The sequence below is a fragment of the Streptomyces sp. NPDC107575 genome (assembly GCF_055657265.1).
Genome location: NZ_JBVKBG010000001.1, coordinates 1,220,913 through 1,237,724 on the forward strand (window position 1 = coordinate 1,220,913; position 16,812 = coordinate 1,237,724).

The window sequence follows — 16,812 nt, forward strand, 5'->3', positions numbered from 1 at the left end:
TGGCAAGGTGGAGGACGCAGAGACATTCGTCAATGCCGGGGAGGGTCTGTGGTCGACCGTGAGGATGTGCTGCGGGCAGCCGCGCTCGTGCTGGCCGAGCGCGGCCTGGACGCCGCCCGGCTGCGGGACGTGGCCCGTGCCGCCGGAGTCTCCATCGGCGCGCTGCAGCACCACTTCGACACACGTGACGAGCTGTTCCGCGAGGCCTTCGAGTGGTCCATCGAGCAGCTGATCGCCCGCTGGCGGGCCTCGGCGGCCGACGAGCCGGACCCCTGGCACCGCTTCGAACTGCTCGTCCAAGCCCTCACCGGAGACCCGGAGTTGGAGCGCCGGTGCGCGACCTGGACGGAGTTCTGCGCGAGCGCCGCCCGCCACCCCGGGCTGCGCGACGGGGTGCGGTCCGTGCACGAGGAGTGGCTCACGCTGCTGACCGGCATCGTCGAGGACGGCATCGCCCAGGGGGACTTCGTGCCCGTGATCCCCGTGGACACGGCCATCGCGTCCGTCGCCGTCCTGGTCGACGGCTGCGACATGGCGGTGGCGGCCAGGGGTGGGATGACATCGGAGCGGTATGCGGAACTGCTGCTCGGTACGGCCCGCGCGATGTTCGGGGTCCGGACGCGGTGACATGTGAACAGGGCTGACCCGCAAGTCGACGTGAACGGGGTCGACACGCAAGTGATCGCGAACAGGGCTGACACGCAAGGCAGTTGAAGCGCAGACCGCAGGCGCCGTCGTGCGCCGGGACGGAGAGGCCGCATGGAAGCACAGCCGCAGTCGCAGTTCCCGCATCTGTTCAGCCCGCTGCGGATCGGAGGTGTGAGCGTGAAGAACCGTGTCGTGTCGTCCGGGCACGACACGGTCCTGGTGCGCGACGGCCAGGTCACCGACGAGCTCGTCGCCTACCACGCGGCGCGCGCCGAGGGAGGCGTCGGCCTGATCGTCGTCCAGGTCGGTGGTGTGCACGCGAGCGCCCACTACACCTCGCACGTCCTCATGGCCGACGACGACTCCTGCGTCGAGGGCTACGCGCGCCTCGCCGAGGCCGCGCACCGGCACGGCGCCACCGTCTTCGGCCAGATCTTCCACCCCGGCCGCGAGATCCTGGAGTCACCCGACGGCAGCGCCCCCGTCGCCTGGGCGCCCTCCGCCGTGCCCAGCGAGCGCTTCCACGTGATGCCGCGCGCGATGACCGACGTAGAGATCGACGAGGTGATCGCGGGCTACGGAGAGGCGGCACGCCGGCTGCGCGCCGCCGGCCTCGACGGCGTCGAAGTGGTCGCGAGCCACGGCTACTTGCCCGCCCAGTTCCTCAACCCGCAGGTCAACCGGCGCACCGACGGCTACGGCGGCAGCGCGGACGCCCGGCTGCGCTTCCTGCGCGAATCCCTCGCGGCCGCACGCGAGCACGCCACCGACGACTTCGTCGTCGGCCTGCGCATCTCCGGCGACGAACTGGCCCACGACGGGCTGAGCCCGGAGCTGGTGTGCGACGTCGCCGCCCGACTCGACGCGGAAGGGCTCGTCGACTACGTGTCGGTGTGCGCCGGAAGCTCCGCCACCCTGTCCGCGGCCCAGCACATCGCACCCCCGATGGCCCACCCGGCCGGCTACACCGCGCCGATGGCCGCGCGCGTACGCGAGGTGGTGGGCGTCCCCGTCATGGTCGCGGGCCGCATCAACCAGCCCCAGGAAGCGGACACCATCATCGCCAAGGGGCAGGCCGACGCCTGTGCCATGACCCGCGCCCTGATCTGCGACCCCGACATGCCCGGCAAGGCCGAACGCGGCGACACCGAGGAGATCCGCGCCTGCATCGGCTGCAACCAGGCGTGCATCGGCCACTTCCAGTCGGGCCACCCCATCTCCTGCATCCAACACCCGCAGACCGGACGCGAGTTGCGCTTCGGCACCCTGCCGCTGATCACACGGCGCAAGCGCGTCGTGGTCGTCGGCGGCGGACCCGCGGGCCTGAAGGCCGCGGCCGTCGCGGCGGGCCGCGGACACGACGTGACCCTGTACGAGGCAGGCCGACGCCCCGGCGGCCAGGTCCTGCTCGCCCAGGAGCTGCCGGGCCGGGCGGAGTTCGGGGGAGCGGCCACCAACCTGGAGGGCGAGGCACGGCGCGCCGGCGTCCGCATCGTCACCGACACCCGCGTCGACCACGCGCTGCTCGTTGACGCCGCGCCCGACGCGGTGATCCTGGCGACCGGAGCGAAGCCGTTGCGCCCCGAACTGGAGCGCCTGGACGACCCGGTGGTCCTCGACGCCTGGCAGGTCATCCAGGGCGCGCGCACGCCGCGCGGCCGCATCCTCGTCGCGGACTGGCGTGGCGACTGGGTCGGACTGGGCGTCGCACTCCTCCTGGCCCAGCAGGGCCGTCGCGTCACCCTGGGCGTCACGGGGTTCGCCGCCGGGGAGCACCTGCAGCAGTACGTGCGCGCGGCCATGCTCACGGCCGCCGTGCGCGCGAAGATCGAGGTCCTGCCCAACGTCCGCCTCTACGGCGCCGACAACGACACGGCCTACCTCCAGCACACCCTCACGGAGGAGCCCGTGGTCCTCGACGACATCGCGGCGGTCGTCCTGGCCCAGGGCCACACCCCCGTCACCGACCTCACGGACCACCCGGGCGCCGTGGCGATCGGCGACTGCGTGAGCCCCCGGTCGGTGGAGGAGGCGGTGCTCGAAGGGCTGCGGGCGGGGGCTTCGGTGTGAGAGGCGCGCGGCTAGGCCCCGATCGTGGGTCAGATCGCCGTGTAGCCGCCGTCGACGACGAGTTCGGTGCCGGTGACGAAGCGGGACTCGTCGCCCGCCAGGAACACCACGGCGTTGGCGATGTCCGAGGGAGAGCCGCGGTGTCCCATCGGGGTGTTGTCGAGCATGCGCTGCGCGTACGCCGCCGCTTCCGGCGAGGGGTCCGCCGACAGCGACCTGCTCAACTCGGTCTCGATGGAACCCGGATGAACGGAATTCACGCGAATTCCGGACTTCGCGTATGTCGCGGCATCGGCCTTCGTCATCAGCCGAACCGCTCCCTTTGCCGCGTGATAGAGCGGAATACGCGCGCCGCCCACGAGGCCGTAGATCGACGACATGTTGACGATCGATCCGCCGCCGGTCTCCAGCATGTGGCGCACCGCGTGCTTCGTGGCGAGCCACACCCCTTTGACGTCGACGGAGAAGACGAGGTCGAACTCCTTTTCCTCGACCTCGTGCGACGGCTTGATCGGACCGGGCACGCCCGCGTTGTTGACCAGGACGTCGATGCGCCCGTAGGTCTCGGACACGCAGTCGAAGGCCGCGCGCACGGATTCCTCGTGCGTCACGTCGACCTGTCGATACGCGGCCTTGCCCCGGTAGGCGTCGGCCGGGGCCAGGTCCGCGACGACGACGGTGGCGCCCTGCGCGGCGAGCGCGTCGCCGACGGCGGCGCCGATACCGCGCGCGCCTCCCGTGACCACGGCGACCTTGCCCTGCACACGTCCCTCGCCCATCGTCACTTCTCCCGTTCCTTCAATTCGATCGACTCCGCCGAATTGGTCGAGCCGTGCGGGACGCTAAACGGGAGGGAATTCCTCGGTAACCCCGTTTTCCATTGAGTGGAATTCCGGTGGAGCCGGTCGGCAGCCTCTCCGAGACTCGGAGCGCCCCCTTTCGCCCCAAGCCTTCGGAGAGCCCATGCCCACGGTCGTGATCACCGGCGCCGCCTCGGGCCTCGGCAGGGCGCTCGCGGCCCGTGCCGCGGCCGACGGCTGGAGCGTCGCCCTGCTCGACCGCGACACGGACGCCGTGTCCGCCGCCGCACGGGACCTCGGCGCCTTCGCCGTCACCGCCGACGTGACCCGCCCCGACGAACTCGCCGCCGCCTTCGCCGCCGTGGCCCGGCGGCTCGGGCCCGTCCACGGCCTGGTCAACAGCGCAGGTCTCACCCGCCCCGGCTCCTCGCGCACCCTGCCCCCCGACGACTGGCGCACCGTCGTCGACGTCGACCTCGACGGCACCTTCTTCGCCTGTCAGGCCGCGTACGGGCACTTCGCCGCCGCCCCCGCCATCGTGAACGTCGCCTCCATCGCCGCCGCCCGCGGCCTGCCCGGACGCACCGCCTACAGCGCCGCGAAGGCCGGCGTCGTCGGACTCACCCGCGCCTTGGCCGCCGAGTGGGCAGGCGCGGGCGTGCGGGTCAACGCCGTCGGGCCCGCCTGGGTCGACACCCCGCTGATCCGCGACATGGTCGAACGCGGCGCCCTCGACCTCGACGCGATGGTCCGGCAGGTCCCGCTGGGCCGGCTGTGCACGGTCGAGGACGTGGCGCAGGCCGTCCTCTTCCTGCTGGACGGCGAACGCTCCGGCTTCATCACCGGCCAGACGCTGTACATCGACGGCGGGTACACCACTGCCGGATGATCGACCCTGCCCGCCCACCATCAAGGCCGTCCACCACGTACCGGAGACCATCTGATGCCTGTCTACGCAGTCACGTACACGTACACCGACGTCACCGCCGGCCGCGACACCCACCGCCCCGCCCACAAGGAGTTCCTCGGCGCCCTCGCCGATGAGGGGGTCAACCTCTGCTCCGGGCCCTTCGCTGCGGGCGAGGACCCCGGCGCGCTGCTGCTGATACGCGCCGCGGACAAGGCGGCCGCGCTCGCCGCCACCGCACAGGACCCCTTCCGCGTCCAGGGCCTCGTCTCGGCCGTCGAGGCACGCGAGTGGACGCCCGTGCTCGGACCGCTCGCCGCGCGGCTCGGCTGACACCTCTCGTCGTCCGGGCCTTGGCAGACCGGGCCCGGACACCGAGGATGACCCTCATGGCAAGATCGGATTCCGGCGAGTCGGTGCTGACCCGCGCGATGCGCATCCTGCGCCTGTTCACCGCCGCCACCCCCGTGCTCACCGTCTCGGAGATCTCCCGGCGCGCCGACCTGCCGGTGGCGACCGCGCACCGGCTCGTCGGGGAACTCGTCGACCTGGGCGCCCTGGACCGCACCGACGGGAAGGGTGTGCGCATGGGCGTCCAGATGTGGGAGCTGGCCTCCCGTTCCTCGCGCACCCTCGATCTGCGCCAGGCCGCCATGCCGTTCATGGAGGACCTGCACTCCGTCGTCCGCCACCACACACAGATCGGCGTCCTCGAAGGCACCGACGTCCTCGTCCTGGAACGCCTCTCCGCGCGCAGCTCCGTCTCCAACGTCGCCCGCATCGCCGGCCGCCTCCCCGTGCACGCGATCTCCACCGGCCTCGTCCTCCTCGCCCACAGCCCACCCGAGGTGTGGGAGCAGGCCCTCGCGGGCTCCCTGGAGCGACACACGCCCGGCACCGTCACCGACCCCGCGGAACTGCGCCGCCTGCTCGCACAGATCCGCCGCGAGGGACACGTGGTCGCGCCCGAAATGATCACCGTCGGCTCCACCGGCGTCGCCGCCCCCGTGCGGGACGAGAGCGGACATGTCATCGCGGCGCTCTCCGTCGTGCTCCCCAGCGACGAACCCCACCCGCGCGCCTGTGTGCCCGCGCTGCTCGCCGCCGCCCGCGGCATCTCCCGCACCCTCGGCGCCCCGACGCCGGGCGAACGCCCGGTGCGCACCCGCGGTGCCTCCCGGCTTTCCATTGAATGAAAGCGTCATTGTTCCCAACTCCCGTATGTCAGCAGGGTGTTCACGGCGCCTCAAGCGCCAGGGCCGCACCTCGGAGAGGGAACACCATGGGCAACACCACATTCACGTACGACGTGCTGATCATCGGCTCCGGAGCCGCAGGCATCTGCGCCGCGCTCAGGGCGCGGCGTGAGGGGCTCGACGTACTCGTCATCGACAAGGACCGCCATCTGGGCGGCACGTCGGCCATCTCCGGCGGCTGGGGCTGGCTGCCCGGCAACCGGCAGGGCATCGCCGAGGGGGACACCCGGGAGGAGGCGGAGACCTACATCAAGGCGCTCGCCGGGCCCTCCCACGCCCCCCGAGGCCGTCGCCGCGTTCCTCGACGAAGTGCCGCGCGCCATGGACTTCCTCGAGAACGAGGCCGGCATCGAGTTCCACTATCCGCAGATGGCCCCCGACTACCAGATGGACACCCCCGGTGCCCGCAAGTCGGGGCGCGCCGTCACCGTCGCCGCGACCAACGGCCGGATCCTGGGCCGCAACCGGCTGCGCGTGCAGCCCTATCTGTACCCGTACACCGTCTTCGGCTACATGCCGGAGATCGGCCCCGACATCGCCACCTTCATCAAGGCCAACCGATCCGTGAAGGCCTTCGCCCACGTCACCCGCAAACTGACCCGCACGTGGGCCGAAAGCCTGCTGTTCCGCCGCTCGTTGGTGCGCACCAACGGCAACGCCCTGATGACCCGGCTGATCGCCGCCGCCACCGACGCCGGAATCCCGATGTGGACCCGGACCCGGGCCACCCGCGTCCTCAAGGACGACAACGGGGTCGTCACCGGCGCCGAGATCGAGGGCGCCCGCACCGGCACGGTGCACGCCCGGCTCGGCGTCGTGATCGCCGCGGGCGGCTTCTCCGGCGACCGCGAACTGCGGCGCAGCCACTTCGCCCACGACCCGCGCGGCGACAATCACACCACGCCCACCGTCGGCCACGAGGGCGACGGCTACCGGCTGGCCCACGCCGTCGGCGGCGTCATGAACTCCCACCCCCACCAGCCCGCCTCCTGGGGACCGGTGACGGTCTGGAAGAACCTGCGCGGACAGGACCGCATCTTCCCCCACCTGCGCGCCTTCGGACTGCCCGGCCTGATCGCCGTCAACCGCCGCGGCGAGCGCTTCGCCAACGAGTCGTACTCGTACCACGACTTCGGCGTCGAAATGATCAAGGAGGACGCGGGGGAGCGCGACACCCACGGCTGGATCATCGCCGACCGCAAGGCCATGCACACCTACGGCATCGGCTACGCCAAGCCCTGGCCGCTGCCCACCTGGTACTTCAAGAAGGTCGGCTACCTGGTCCAGGGCCGCACGGTCGCCGAACTCGCCGCCCGCATCGGCGTCCCCGCCGACGCCCTCGCCCGCACCCTGGAGGAGTTCAACGAGGGCGCGGCGCGCGGCGAGGATCCCGCGTTCCGGCGCGGCTCCAACTGGTTCCACCACTTCAAGGGCGACATGGAGCACAAGCCCAACCCGAACCTCGCGCCCATCGACAAGGGCCCCTTCTACGCCGTGCGGATCCAGATGGGCGACCTCGGCACGTACGCGGGCCTGTCGGTCAACACCCGCAGCGAGGTCCTGACGGAGACCGGGCAGGCGGTTCCCGGCCTGTACGCGGTGGGCACCTCCGCCGTCTCCGTGTTCGGCGGCGGCTATCCCGGTTACGGCGCCAACATCGGCCCGGCGATGGTCTTCGGCCACCAGGTCGGCCGTGACATCGCGGACCACGCGCGGGAGCGGTCGCAGGGGCGCCAGGGGTGATCGCCTAGAGCCCCGGTTCGTGCGTGGCGCCCGCCCTGTACACCGAAGGCGGCACCCCGAACCGTTCCCGGAAGGCCCGGCTGAAGTGAAAGGGGCTCGCGAAGCCCGAGGCCCGGGCCACCTGGCCGATGTCCAGGTCGGTGGCGTCCAGGAGGCGTTGGGCGTGGCCGAGCCGCGCGGCACGCACGGCCTGCATCGGCGTACGGCCGGTCTCCTCGGCGTAGAGATGCGCGAACCGCGAGGGGGACAGGGCGACCTCGCGTGCCAGGGAGCGGACCGTGTGCGGGCCGCCCGGGTCCGCGGCGACGATCGCGTCGGCCCGCACCACGCGCGGATCGCGCAGCGCCGTGGCGGCCCGGCCCGCGGCGGCGGTGGACCCGGTGGCCAGCAGCAATACCTCCTCGATGGCGCCGAGCGCCAGTTCCCTGCCGGGCCCGGCGGAGGCGATCGCGATGCCAGTCGGGTCCTGCGCGGGCGGCGCCTCCCCGCCGGCCCAGCGCGCGTCGGCGTGCAGCCTGCGAAAGGCCGCGTCGACCCGGCCGCGCGCCGCGCCGGGCACCCCCGCGACGCAGTACACCCCGCCGTCCCGTGCGTGGTCGCGCAGCCATGCGGGCCAGGCCGCGCGCGGCTGGAAGTGCACCCACCAGCCGCCCCAGGAACGTACGGAAGGGTCGGTGCGGTAGGCGTGCCCGCGGTGGGCGGGGAGCACCGCGAGGTCACCCGGCCGCTGCGCGATCCAGGAGCCGCTTCCCCGCACCTGGCCACGCCCCTCGGCGGTCCACATGAGCAGCCAGTTGGCGGCGCCCGCGGCACGCGTCACCCGGTAGTCGGCGGGCTGCGAGAAGCGGGAGGCGACGAGCAGTCGGGCCGGCGGCGACGGTGTGTCCGCAGCAGTTTCAGGCATGTGCGCGCCGGTGCCCGTCATTCGGTGTCCACCGCCCCGGCCGTAGGTTCGGATCGGTCCGCCGGTGCGCGGACCACGAGTGCGCAGCAGTCCAGCACACGGTTCCCGCGTGCTCAAGAGACGTCCGACGGCCGAGAGGAACACCCCCGTGCAGACAGACGAGTTCGACGTCCGTGACACCGTCGCCTTCCAAGAGCGGTTCCGTACCCGGGGTTTCGCGATCGCCCGCGGCCTCCTCGATCCCGCCGAGACCCGTGAACTGACCGAGGAATTCATGGGGTTGCAGGCCTCCGGCCCCGTGCCCGGCCACTTCGAGCCCACGCCGCAACCGGCAGACGGCGAACCCGACCCCCTTCTCGCGTACCCCCGCGTGATGCAGCCGCACCGCTTCAACGACCTCGCGCGGCGCCGCCTCCTCGACCCGCGCCTCGCGGGCATCCTGGAGGGGCTCCTCGGCGAGGAAGCGCTCGCCGCGCAGAGCATGTTCTACTTCAAGCCGCCCGGTGCCCGAGGTCAGGCCCTGCACCAGGACAACTTCTACCTGCGGGTCGAACCCGGCACCTGCGTCGCCGCCTGGGTCGCCCTCGACCACATCGACCGGGACAACGGCGGGCTCGAAGTGGTCCCGGGCACGCACCTGATGGACCTGTTCTGCCCGGAGGAGGCGGACGCGAGCCTGTCCTTCGCCCGCGAGTACGTGCCGCCGCCCCCGGGCCTCGTCCCCGAGCCCGTCGACATGGCACCCGGCGACGTCCTGTTCTTCAACGGCACCCTGGTCCACGGCTCGGGACCCAACCGCACGGCGGACCGCTTCCGCCGCTCCTTCATCTGCCACTACGTCGGCCGCTCCACCGAACGCATCGCCGGTTATTACGGCTTGCTGACCATGGACGGGCAGGTGGTGGAGGCGCAGGAGAGCACCGGCGGCGGCCCCTGCGGAACGGAGTTCGCACCGGCACCGCACTGACGACCTCACACGCCTCACAGACCTGACCCACCTGACACCCCTCACGCCGTGTCAGGTCCCGACCTTCCGTTGATCTTGTCGATGGCCTGGCGTGCCTGCTCGCCCGGGGCGTGCCCGTTCGGTGCCAGGGCCGGCAGCGCCGCGGCACTCGCCTGGGGCGGCTTCGCATGGGAGGCGGTGGGCGGACGGGAGCGCAGCCGGTGGCTCACCGCCTCGTCCAGCGTCACGGCCCGCTGCGCCCGGGCGGCGAGCCTGCTGGCCTCCTGCCCGATCGCGGCGACGTCCTCCCACGTCAGCCGCAATACGACGGCGAGTTCCGCCTCACCGTCCGGCAGTGCGTTCAGCGATGGTTGGCCGGATTCCGACATCTCCACGGTCCTCCTCCACGCCTCGCGGCGCGTAGTGAGCAGTGCGTCGCACAGAGATACGCGCGTCCCGGCGGGCGCGTTCAGACTCGGCGGGCGCGGCGGTTGCCCGCCCGGGAAACGGAAGCGGGGCGGCAGAATGCTCTGCCGCCCCGCTCCGTATCGCTGCCGTCAGTCCCTCAGGACTGGGGACGGCTGCCGTGGTTGGCGCCGTTCTTGCGGCGGGCCTTCTTCTTACGGCGTCGCTTCGAGGACATCGATACCTCCCAGGGTGTGGTGTTTCTTGTGGTTCTCCCTGGATCTGTCCAGGCAGCGCCCGGGCTCATACCCGTGATCATGCATGCTTAATGTGTGTCCTGCGTCACACCCGTTTCAGGCTCCGGTGGGCGGAACGGACGGGCCTCGACGTGCGCGCGGACGAGCCCGGCGAAGGCGTCCGCCGCCGCGCTCCGGTAGCCGTCCTCGCGCCGCAGGAGCGCGGCCGTCCGCGTGGGCAGGGGAGGGTCGACCGGGAGCGGCGTCAGGTGGGGATGCCCGTGCGTGACCGGGTCCGGGAGCACGGTGGCAAGGCCGGTGCGCTGCACGATGTCGATCAGCGTCTGCAGGGAGTTGGCCTCCACCGCGATCAGGGGCCGCACCCGGTGCTCGGCGAAGTACGCGTCGATCCGGCCGCGGGTGGCGAAGTCCTGGCTGAGCAGCGCGAGACGCAGCCGGTCGAGGTCGGCCGCCGTCCACGGACCGTCCGCCGCGCGGTCGGCATCGGCCCCGTCGCCCACGACCAGGCTCAGGTTCTCCGTGAACAGCGGCTCCACCGCGATCCCCGGCAGTTCCCCGCCCTGAAACGCGATCCCCAGATCGCACGCGTCGGCGAGCAGTTCGGCCTCCAGCAGATCCTGCGTCAGTTCCCGCACGGTGATCGTGATGCCCGGATGGTGCTCCCGCAGCGCGGCGATCAGCGGCCCGACCAGGTACGCGGTGAACGTCGGCGTCACCCCCAGGCGCAGATGCCCGCGCGACAGGTCCCGTACGTCATGGAGGGCACGCTCCCCGGCGGCCAGGTCCCGCAGCGCCCGCCGCGCGTGATCCAGATACGCGCGCCCCGCGTCGGTCGGCCGCACGGTGCGCCCGCTGCGGTCGAGCAGTTGCACGCCCAGATTTCGCTCCAACTGTCTGACCTGCTGGGACAGGGTCGGCTGGGAGATCCGCAGCGCCTCGGCGGCACGGGTGAACCCCGCGTGCTCGACCACGGCCATGAAGTAGCGCACCTGACGCAGTTCGACGGACATCCCTCCAGCGTAGAAGCAGGTATAGAGAACACCAATACAACCCATGCCCAGCGAGTCTTTGACGCTATAGATCCAGTTGATGCACGGTGAATCCATCGGCCCGCTCCTCGGGGAGCGCCCGAGCAGGAACGGCACGAGAAGGAGCTCGCCATGGACGTCAAGGACTTCGCACAGCGCACCATCGACATCGCCCGCGCCAATGTCGCCGACGGAGGGCGCCCCTTCGCCACCGTCATCGTCCAGGGCGGCGAGATCATCGCGGAGAGCCCCAACCAGGTCGCGCAGACCAACGACCCGACCGCCCACGCCGAGATCCTCGCCATCCGCGAGGCCTGCACGAAGCTGGGCACCGAGCACCTCACCGACGCCACGATCTACGTCCTCGCCCACCCGTGCCCGATGTGCCTCGCCGCGCTCTACTACTGCAGCCCCGCGGAGGTCGTCTTCGTCACGACCCGCGACGCCTACGCCCCGCACTACGTGGACGACCGCAAGTACTTCGAACTCGACACCTTCTACGGCGAGTTCGCCAAGGACTGGGACGAGCGCCGGCTGCCCATGACCTACGAGCCGCACGCCGACGCCGTCGAGGTCTACCGCGAGTGGCAGCGGCGCAACGGCGGCGACCGCCGCGTCCCCGGCGCCCCCACCAGCGCCTGAAGCCCCGCCGGGGTGCGAAGATCACCCCGCCCTCTTCGGAACCGGACACCCACGGACCACCACACAACATGACACAGGACTGCGCCGCCGCCGCGGCCACCGCCGCACCGGCCCCGCCCGCCCCGCCCCGCCGCTGGTGGGGCCTGGCGGTGCTCGGGCTCGCCCAGCTGATGATCCTGCTGGACGCGACCATCGTGAACGTCGCGCTGCCCTCCATGCAGCGCGACCTCGGCATGAGCGACGCGGCCCGCCCCTGGGCCATCACCTCGTACACCCTCGCCTTCGGCGGGCTGCTCCTGCTGGCGGGCCGGATCGCCGACCTCGTCGGCCGCAAGCGGGTCTTCCTCACCGGCCTGGCCGGCTTCGCCGTCGCCTCCGCGGCCGGTGGCATGGCCCCGGGGTCCGGGACACTGTTCGCGGCGCGCGCCCTGCAAGGTGTGTTCGCGGCCCTGCTCGCCGCGAGCGCCCTCGCCCTCATCACGACGACCTTCCCGGACCTGCGCGAACGCCGCCGCGCCATCGCGATCTTCGGCGCGCTCGGCGGCGCGGGCGGCGCCCTCGGTGTCACCCTCGGCGGCGTCCTCACGGAGACCGCGGGCTGGCGCTGGTGCCTCTACGTCAATGTCCTGTTCGCCGGGGCGGCCCTCGCGGGCAGTGTGCTCATGCCGCCCGACACGGCGCCGCGCACCCGTGGCCGCCTCGACGTGCCCGGCGCGTTGCTGGCCTGCGGCGGACTGACCCTGCTGGTCTACGGGTTCAGCGCGGCGGAGAACAGCGGCTGGACGGGCCGGCCCGTGGTGGCGGCGCTGTCGGTGGGCCTGGTGCTGCTCCTCCTCTTCGCGCTCTGGCTGCGCAAGGCCCGCACCCCGCTGCTCCCGCCGCGGCTGCTGCGCGACCGGGCGCGGGTGGCGGCCCTCGTGGCGGGGGCCTGCCTGATGGCGGCGCAGTTGTCCCTGTCGCTCTTCCTCACCTTCCATCTGCAGACCGTCCTCGGCTGGTCGGCGGCCCGCACCGGTCTCGGCTTCCTGCCGCTGAGCGTGATCACCACGCTGACCGCGACGCAGCTCGGCACCCGCCTGCTGCCCCGGCTCGGCGCCCGCGTGATGATGGTGAGCGGCCTGTGCGTCGCCGCGTCGGGCCTGTGGTGGCTCAGCCGCCTGACGGTGCACGCCGACTACGCGACCGGCATCCTGCCCGGACTCGCCCTGTTCGGCATGGGCATGGGCGCCACCTTCCTCGCCCTGATGACGACCGCCACGGCGAACCTCCCGCCCGAGGACTCCGGCATCGCCTCGGCCGCCCTCAATTCGGCCCAGCAGGTCGGCGGCTCGATCGGCTCCGCGGTCTTCAACACCGTGGCGGCGGGCGCGGCCGCCGGTTTCGCGGCCCCGCACCGCACCGCGCTGCTGCACGGCTTCACCACGGCGGTCCGCTGGCCGCTGGTCGGTCTGCTGCTGGCCGCGTTCGGCGCGGCGGTGCTCGCCCGGCCCCGGGACTCGGCGAAATAGCGCGGGCAGAGGGACGGGCGGGTACCGCTCACGCGGGCCGTTGACGTGCGACCGGCCCGCGCCCCGGGCACAGTGGGGGAAAATCTCCTGGAACGGGGCGAACGATGTTCCGCAGCGAGTCCCTCGAGGACGGTCAGGAACTGCTGACCAAGCTGGGTGCGCTCACCGCCCGGGCGCGGGAGCTGGCGCAGTTGCAGCGCTCACGGGTCGAACTGGCGGTGGCGCTGCAGCGGGGCATGCTGCCCCGTGACTTACCCCGCCCCGACGGCGTCCGCCTCGCGGTGGGCTACATGCCCGCCAACCACGGCCTCAACGTCGGCGGAGACTGGTACGACGCCTTCACCATGGCCGACGGCTGCATCGGCCTGTCCATCGGCGACGTCCAGGGGCACAACATCCAGGCGGCCGCGTACATGGGGCAGGTCCGCGTCGTGCTGCGCGCGCTGGCGTCCGTCACCGGGGACCCGGGCGAACTGCTCGGCCGCACCAACGACCTCCTCGTCTCCCTGGACACCGACCTCTTCGCCACCTGCACCTTCCTCCGCCTCGACCCGGCGAGCGGCACCCTGGAGACCGCCAGGGCCGGTCACATCCCTCACATCTGGGCCACCGCCGACGGCCGGTCCGGCATCGACGACACGGAGGGCGGGCCCCCGCTCGGTGTGCTGGAGGGCGCCACGTTCCCCGTCGCGTGCCACCGCCTCACCACCGGTGGTGTCTTCGTCCTGCCCACCGACGGTGTGGTCGAGGGCCCCTCGCTCGACCTCGACGACGGCCTCGGCCAGGTCCGGCGGCTCGCGGAGGTGACCGCCGCGGCCGGTCTCGGCGTCGACACCCTCGCCGGAGGAGTGATGAAACTGGCGGACTCGGTGGGCCACGAGGACGACGCCGCCGTCCTCGTCGTGGGCCACGACGTCGGCTCCGCGGGGCGGCGCCCGCCGACCGGCTGAGCGGTGCGCGCGGCCACACGGCCGGAGGGCTTCGCGTGGCCGAGGAGACCCGGTCGGTGTCTGATGGCTGCTGTGGTGGTTTCTCGGCGGTTCCGACCGGCCATGGAGATGGCCCTGAAGGCACTTGCCGTGGCTGCCTGCTACTACGCGGCAGGGCGCCTCGGCCTGCTCGGGCAGGTCGGCGTCGAGGGCGTCGTGGTCACCCCGATCTGGCCGCCCACCGGCCTCGCGGTCGCCGCCCTGCTGGTGTTCGGCGTGTGGGTCTGGCCCGGCATCGCGCTGGGCTCCTTCCTCGTGATCACCTCCCTCACCACCCCGGACCTCATCTCGATCGTCACGGTCGCGGGCAACACCGCGGGGCCGCTGTGCGCCTTTCTGATGCTTCGGGGGGTCGGCTTCCGGCCCGACGTGTCACGGCTGCGGGACGGGACCAGCCTGGTCTTCCTCGGCGGGCTCGGCGCCATGCTGATCAGCGCGACGGCCGGCGTCGCGCCACAGGTGTGGACGGGGTCGCTGGCCCCGGGGGACTTCCTGCCGGTGTGGCTCGCCTGGTGGGTGGGCGACGCCATGGGGGTGCTGCTCGTGACCCCGATGCTGCTCGTGCTGGCCCGGGGCACACTCCTGCCCCGCCGCGAGAGGGTGGGGCGCATACCCGTCCGGCGCTGGGTGGAGGCCGGGTGTCTGGGGATCGCGACCCTGCTGATCGTCCCGTACGCCGTGTTCAGCTCGCCCAGCATGCTCTTCCTGATCTTTCCGCTGCTGATCTGGGCGGCGCTGCGGTTCGAGCTGGCCGGAAGCATGCTCTGCGCGCTGTTCGCGTCCGTGCTCACCACGTTCGCGGCGCACCAGGACCGCGGCACGTTCTTCGACCTGTCCAACATCGAGGTCATGACCAAGCTCCAGGCCTTCAACGGAGCCGCCGCGCTGACGGCGCTCCTGCTGTCCGCGCTCGTCACGGAACAGCGCGCCACCCGGCACTCGGTGCAGCACGCCTGCAACGAGCTCGCCGAACTCCTGGAGCACCTCGCCGCGGGCGAGGACCCGACGGAGTCCTCGGGCCGCCGCGCGCCCGAGACCCCCGACGGGTCCTCCGAGGTCAGGGACGACGGGCGGTGAGCAGCTCGAAGGGCGGATTGGCCGCGTAGTCGTCCCAGAACCCGGCGGGGAACGCGGCGCGGCCCTCGGCCGAGACGGCAAGCGGCGACCAGGCGACGTCGGTGAAACCGGCCCGGGTCAGGGCCTCGGCGTAGACCTCCCGGCGCGGCAGGCTGGCGACGAAGGAGACGGGCTGGGGGTCGAGGAACGCGGTGACACGCACCCGCGGACCCACCTCGACACGGCTGCCCTCCAGCTCGCAGTGGAAGCCGTACGGGCGGGGACTCGGCCCGTCGAAGTCGTAGTCGGGGCTCTGGTTGAGGGCGTAGAGGGTGCCGCCGGGACGCACCGCGGCGTGGATGGTGCGGCACATGGCCGTCATCGCGTCGACCGTCTCGGAGTAGTTGAGCAGGTTGACGGCGGTGGCGATGTCGTACTGGTCGCCGCCGAGCACGTCGGTCGCGGCGACGTCGCCGACGGCGTAGCGCACACCGAGCGGTTCCGCGGCCTCGATGCGGCGGGCCACGTCGACCATCTCGCCGGAGACGTCGACGCCGCACACGTCGGTGGCGCCGCGCCGCTTGAACAGGCGGCTGTAGAAGCCGGTGCCGCACGCGAGGTCGACGACGGACCTGCCGGTCACATCGCCGACCAGGTCCAGGAAACTGGGCACCTCCACGTAGCGGGCCAGATGGAGGGCCTTGAAGCCCTCGAAGGCCTCGCCGATTCTGTCGTACTGCTGCTCCGCGCTCGTGCTCACGCTGCCTCCCGTACGGGCTCGGTCATGTCAGCGAGCAGTCTTCTCGCGGAACACCGCCGGGGCCGACTGGCAGGATCAACAAAGATCGCGCCGCAGGATGGGGCGCGTGCACAAGGCCCGCGCGGCGCACGGGGTGGGTCAGGCGGGGTGTTCGGAGGCGCGGCGGCAGTCGGCGCACCGGCCCCACCAGGTGACCTCGGCCTCGTCCACCGTGAAGCCGCTGTCCTCGACCGGGTCGAGGCAGGGTGCCGCGCCCACGGCGCAGTCCACGTCCTCGATCCGGCCGCAGGAGCGGCAGACCAGATGGTGGTGGTTGTCGCCCACGCGCAGCTCGAAGCGGGCGGGGGAGCCCGCCGGCTCGATGCAGCGCACGAGGTGAACCCGGGTGAGGTCCTCCAGGACGTTGTACAGCCCCTGGCGCGACAGGCCACCGGCTGGTGTCCCGGGCCCGGCCGCCGTCCTGATCCGCTCCTCCAGGTCGGCCGCGGACGCGTGCGGCCGGCCCTGGAGCGCGGTCAGCACGGCGCGCCGCTGCGCCGTGCTGCGCAGGCCCCTGCGCCTGAGGAGCTCGCCCGCGTCCTGGCCGGGCACTACGCGGCCTCGGCGGCCAGGCAGGTGCGGCAGACGACGCGCCGCCCGGCGAGGCGGCTGGTCGAGCGGCTCATGCCGTTGGCCCGCTGGACGTGGGTGGCGACCACGCGCGCGTGGTCGTGACAGGTGGCCAGGCCGCAGCGGGTGCAGATGCCGATTCCGGTCGAGTCGGGACGCTGTTCCTGGATGCAGTCGTAGCAAGTCATGTGGGGGCCTCCGTGGTGGTGTGTTACCGGAGGTGGCAGACGTCACTGGCTGCGCTGATATGTACCTCGGTTTCCTTTACAGTACGTCCCAGTTTG

General features: G+C 72.2%; 19 protein-coding genes and 1 pseudogene. 12 read left to right on the forward strand and 8 right to left on the reverse strand.

Annotated elements, in window-relative coordinates:
- The first annotated feature begins 48 nt into the window (after positions 1–48).
- Together ACZ7L4_RS05730 and ACZ7L4_RS05735 are read left to right on the forward strand one after the other, a co-directional pair.
- Positions 49–627 carry a TetR/AcrR family transcriptional regulator gene (locus ACZ7L4_RS05730; protein ID WP_472099986.1) on the forward strand — a complete coding sequence of 193 codons (579 nt, stop codon included), beginning with the start codon at positions 49–51 and terminating at the stop codon, positions 625–627.
- A gap of 132 nt (positions 628–759) precedes the next feature.
- Positions 760–2,718 (forward strand): oxidoreductase, encoded by a 1,959-nt coding sequence (locus ACZ7L4_RS05735; RefSeq protein WP_472099987.1) that lies wholly within the window; start codon positions 760–762, stop codon positions 2,716–2,718.
- 29 nt (positions 2,719–2,747) lie between these two features.
- On the opposite strand, the gene ACZ7L4_RS05740 is transcribed toward ACZ7L4_RS05735, so the two are convergent.
- Positions 2,748–3,497 (reverse strand): SDR family NAD(P)-dependent oxidoreductase, encoded by a 750-nt coding sequence (locus ACZ7L4_RS05740; RefSeq protein ID WP_472099988.1) that lies wholly within the window; start codon positions 3,495–3,497, stop codon positions 2,748–2,750.
- A 184-nt stretch (positions 3,498–3,681) separates the two neighbouring features.
- Here ACZ7L4_RS05740 and ACZ7L4_RS05745 point away from each other — a divergent pair, with 184 nt between their 5' ends.
- From ACZ7L4_RS05745 to ACZ7L4_RS05765, 5 genes and pseudogenes are all read left to right on the forward strand, one after another.
- Positions 3,682–4,407 carry an SDR family NAD(P)-dependent oxidoreductase gene (locus tag ACZ7L4_RS05745; protein WP_472099990.1) on the forward strand — a complete coding sequence of 242 codons (726 nt, stop codon included), beginning with the start codon at positions 3,682–3,684 and terminating at the stop codon, positions 4,405–4,407.
- A gap of 54 nt (positions 4,408–4,461) precedes the next feature.
- The gene (locus ACZ7L4_RS05750) at positions 4,462–4,758 is read left to right on the forward strand and encodes a YciI family protein (RefSeq protein ID WP_472099991.1); all 297 of its coding nucleotides are present in this window, start codon (positions 4,462–4,464) and stop codon (positions 4,756–4,758) included.
- A gap of 56 nt (positions 4,759–4,814) precedes the next feature.
- Positions 4,815–5,621: an IclR family transcriptional regulator gene (locus tag ACZ7L4_RS05755; protein ID WP_472099993.1), complete on the forward strand. Its 807-nt coding sequence runs from the start codon at positions 4,815–4,817 to the stop codon at positions 5,619–5,621.
- A gap of 86 nt (positions 5,622–5,707) precedes the next feature.
- Positions 5,708–5,935 (forward strand): annotated as a pseudogene (locus ACZ7L4_RS05760) (FAD-dependent oxidoreductase); the annotation flags it as partial.
- Positions 5,829–7,424 carry an FAD-binding protein gene (locus ACZ7L4_RS05765; RefSeq protein WP_472100402.1) on the forward strand — a complete coding sequence of 532 codons (1,596 nt, stop codon included), beginning with the start codon at positions 5,829–5,831 and terminating at the stop codon, positions 7,422–7,424. The pseudogene ACZ7L4_RS05760 and the gene ACZ7L4_RS05765, both read left to right, overlap by 107 nt.
- Positions 7,425–7,428: 4 nt before the next feature.
- On the opposite strand, the gene ACZ7L4_RS05770 is transcribed toward ACZ7L4_RS05765, so the two are convergent.
- Entirely contained in the window at positions 7,429–8,328 is a 900-nt protein-coding gene (locus ACZ7L4_RS05770; RefSeq protein WP_472099994.1) for a helix-turn-helix domain-containing protein, read from the reverse strand.
- Between the two features lie 148 nt (positions 8,329–8,476).
- Here ACZ7L4_RS05770 and ACZ7L4_RS05775 point away from each other — a divergent pair, with 148 nt between their 5' ends.
- A complete protein-coding gene (locus ACZ7L4_RS05775; protein ID WP_472099996.1) occupies positions 8,477–9,295 on the forward strand; it encodes a phytanoyl-CoA dioxygenase family protein in 819 nt (272 codons plus the stop codon).
- A gap of 41 nt (positions 9,296–9,336) precedes the next feature.
- Here the strand turns inward: ACZ7L4_RS05775 and ACZ7L4_RS05780 are convergent, their stop codons facing one another.
- From ACZ7L4_RS05780 to cynR, 3 genes are all read right to left on the reverse strand, one after another.
- Complete coding sequence (locus ACZ7L4_RS05780) at positions 9,337–9,663, reverse strand: hypothetical protein (RefSeq protein WP_472099998.1); 327 nt, start codon at positions 9,661–9,663, stop codon at positions 9,337–9,339.
- Between the two features lie 176 nt (positions 9,664–9,839).
- Entirely contained in the window at positions 9,840–9,917 is a 78-nt protein-coding gene (locus tag ACZ7L4_RS05785) for a 50S ribosomal protein bL37 (RefSeq protein WP_370443954.1), read from the reverse strand.
- Positions 9,918–10,004: 87 nt separating this feature from the next.
- A complete protein-coding gene (gene cynR / locus ACZ7L4_RS05790; protein WP_472100000.1) occupies positions 10,005–10,946 on the reverse strand; it encodes a transcriptional regulator CynR in 942 nt (313 codons plus the stop codon).
- 150 nt (positions 10,947–11,096) lie between these two features.
- On the opposite strand from cynR, the gene ACZ7L4_RS05795 reads away from it, so the two are divergent.
- From ACZ7L4_RS05795 to ACZ7L4_RS05810, 4 genes are all read left to right on the forward strand, one after another.
- Positions 11,097–11,606 carry a nucleoside deaminase gene (locus tag ACZ7L4_RS05795; protein WP_472100002.1) on the forward strand — a complete coding sequence of 170 codons (510 nt, stop codon included), beginning with the start codon at positions 11,097–11,099 and terminating at the stop codon, positions 11,604–11,606.
- A gap of 68 nt (positions 11,607–11,674) precedes the next feature.
- Positions 11,675–13,114 carry an MFS transporter gene (locus tag ACZ7L4_RS05800; RefSeq protein WP_472100003.1) on the forward strand — a complete coding sequence of 480 codons (1,440 nt, stop codon included), beginning with the start codon at positions 11,675–11,677 and terminating at the stop codon, positions 13,112–13,114.
- A gap of 104 nt (positions 13,115–13,218) precedes the next feature.
- On the forward strand, positions 13,219–14,064 hold the full coding sequence (locus ACZ7L4_RS05805) for a PP2C family protein-serine/threonine phosphatase (protein ID WP_450809263.1): 846 nt from the start codon (positions 13,219–13,221) through the stop codon (positions 14,062–14,064).
- A 102-nt stretch (positions 14,065–14,166) separates the two neighbouring features.
- Positions 14,167–15,180: an MASE1 domain-containing protein gene (locus ACZ7L4_RS05810; protein WP_472100004.1), complete on the forward strand. Its 1,014-nt coding sequence runs from the start codon at positions 14,167–14,169 to the stop codon at positions 15,178–15,180.
- Here the strand turns inward: ACZ7L4_RS05810 and ACZ7L4_RS05815 are convergent.
- From ACZ7L4_RS05815 to ACZ7L4_RS05825, 3 genes are all read right to left on the reverse strand, one after another.
- Positions 15,161–15,919, reverse strand: coding sequence for a class I SAM-dependent methyltransferase (locus tag ACZ7L4_RS05815; RefSeq protein WP_472100005.1), 759 nt, complete (start codon positions 15,917–15,919; stop codon positions 15,161–15,163). The genes ACZ7L4_RS05810 and ACZ7L4_RS05815 overlap by 20 nt on opposite strands.
- Positions 15,920–16,057: 138 nt before the next feature.
- Positions 16,058–16,510, reverse strand: coding sequence for a Fur family transcriptional regulator (locus ACZ7L4_RS05820; RefSeq protein ID WP_472100006.1), 453 nt, complete (start codon positions 16,508–16,510; stop codon positions 16,058–16,060).
- Positions 16,510–16,716, reverse strand: coding sequence for a DUF2180 family protein (locus tag ACZ7L4_RS05825; protein ID WP_472100007.1), 207 nt, complete (start codon positions 16,714–16,716; stop codon positions 16,510–16,512). Before ACZ7L4_RS05825 ends, ACZ7L4_RS05820 begins: the two co-directional genes overlap by 1 nt.
- Between the last annotated feature and the right edge of the window lie 96 nt (positions 16,717–16,812).

What these genes read in the sequence shown, in the direction of transcription:
- ACZ7L4_RS05735 (WP_472099987.1), top strand. Translation starts at nt 760, where the DNA reads ATGGAAGCACAGCCGCAGTCGCAGTTCCCGCATCTGTTCAGCCCGCTG.
- ACZ7L4_RS05740 (WP_472099988.1), bottom strand. Translation starts at nt 3,497, where the DNA reads ATGGGCGAGGGACGTGTGCAGGGCAAGGTCGCCGTGGTCACGGGAGGC.
- ACZ7L4_RS05745 (WP_472099990.1), top strand. Translation starts at nt 3,682, where the DNA reads ATGCCCACGGTCGTGATCACCGGCGCCGCCTCGGGCCTCGGCAGGGCG.
- ACZ7L4_RS05750 (WP_472099991.1), top strand. Translation starts at nt 4,462, where the DNA reads ATGCCTGTCTACGCAGTCACGTACACGTACACCGACGTCACCGCCGGC.
- ACZ7L4_RS05755 (WP_472099993.1), top strand. Translation starts at nt 4,815, where the DNA reads ATGGCAAGATCGGATTCCGGCGAGTCGGTGCTGACCCGCGCGATGCGC.
- ACZ7L4_RS05770 (WP_472099994.1), bottom strand. Translation starts at nt 8,328, where the DNA reads ATGCCTGAAACTGCTGCGGACACACCGTCGCCGCCGGCCCGACTGCTC.
- ACZ7L4_RS05780 (WP_472099998.1), bottom strand. Translation starts at nt 9,663, where the DNA reads ATGTCGGAATCCGGCCAACCATCGCTGAACGCACTGCCGGACGGTGAG.
- ACZ7L4_RS05785 (WP_370443954.1), bottom strand. Translation starts at nt 9,917, where the DNA reads ATGTCCTCGAAGCGACGCCGTAAGAAGAAGGCCCGCCGCAAGAACGGC.
- cynR (WP_472100000.1), bottom strand. Translation starts at nt 10,946, where the DNA reads ATGTCCGTCGAACTGCGTCAGGTGCGCTACTTCATGGCCGTGGTCGAG.
- ACZ7L4_RS05795 (WP_472100002.1), top strand. Translation starts at nt 11,097, where the DNA reads ATGGACGTCAAGGACTTCGCACAGCGCACCATCGACATCGCCCGCGCC.
- ACZ7L4_RS05800 (WP_472100003.1), top strand. Translation starts at nt 11,675, where the DNA reads ATGACACAGGACTGCGCCGCCGCCGCGGCCACCGCCGCACCGGCCCCG.
- ACZ7L4_RS05805 (WP_450809263.1), top strand. Translation starts at nt 13,219, where the DNA reads ATGTTCCGCAGCGAGTCCCTCGAGGACGGTCAGGAACTGCTGACCAAG.
- ACZ7L4_RS05810 (WP_472100004.1), top strand. Translation starts at nt 14,167, where the DNA reads ATGGAGATGGCCCTGAAGGCACTTGCCGTGGCTGCCTGCTACTACGCG.
- ACZ7L4_RS05825 (WP_472100007.1), bottom strand. Translation starts at nt 16,716, where the DNA reads ATGACTTGCTACGACTGCATCCAGGAACAGCGTCCCGACTCGACCGGA.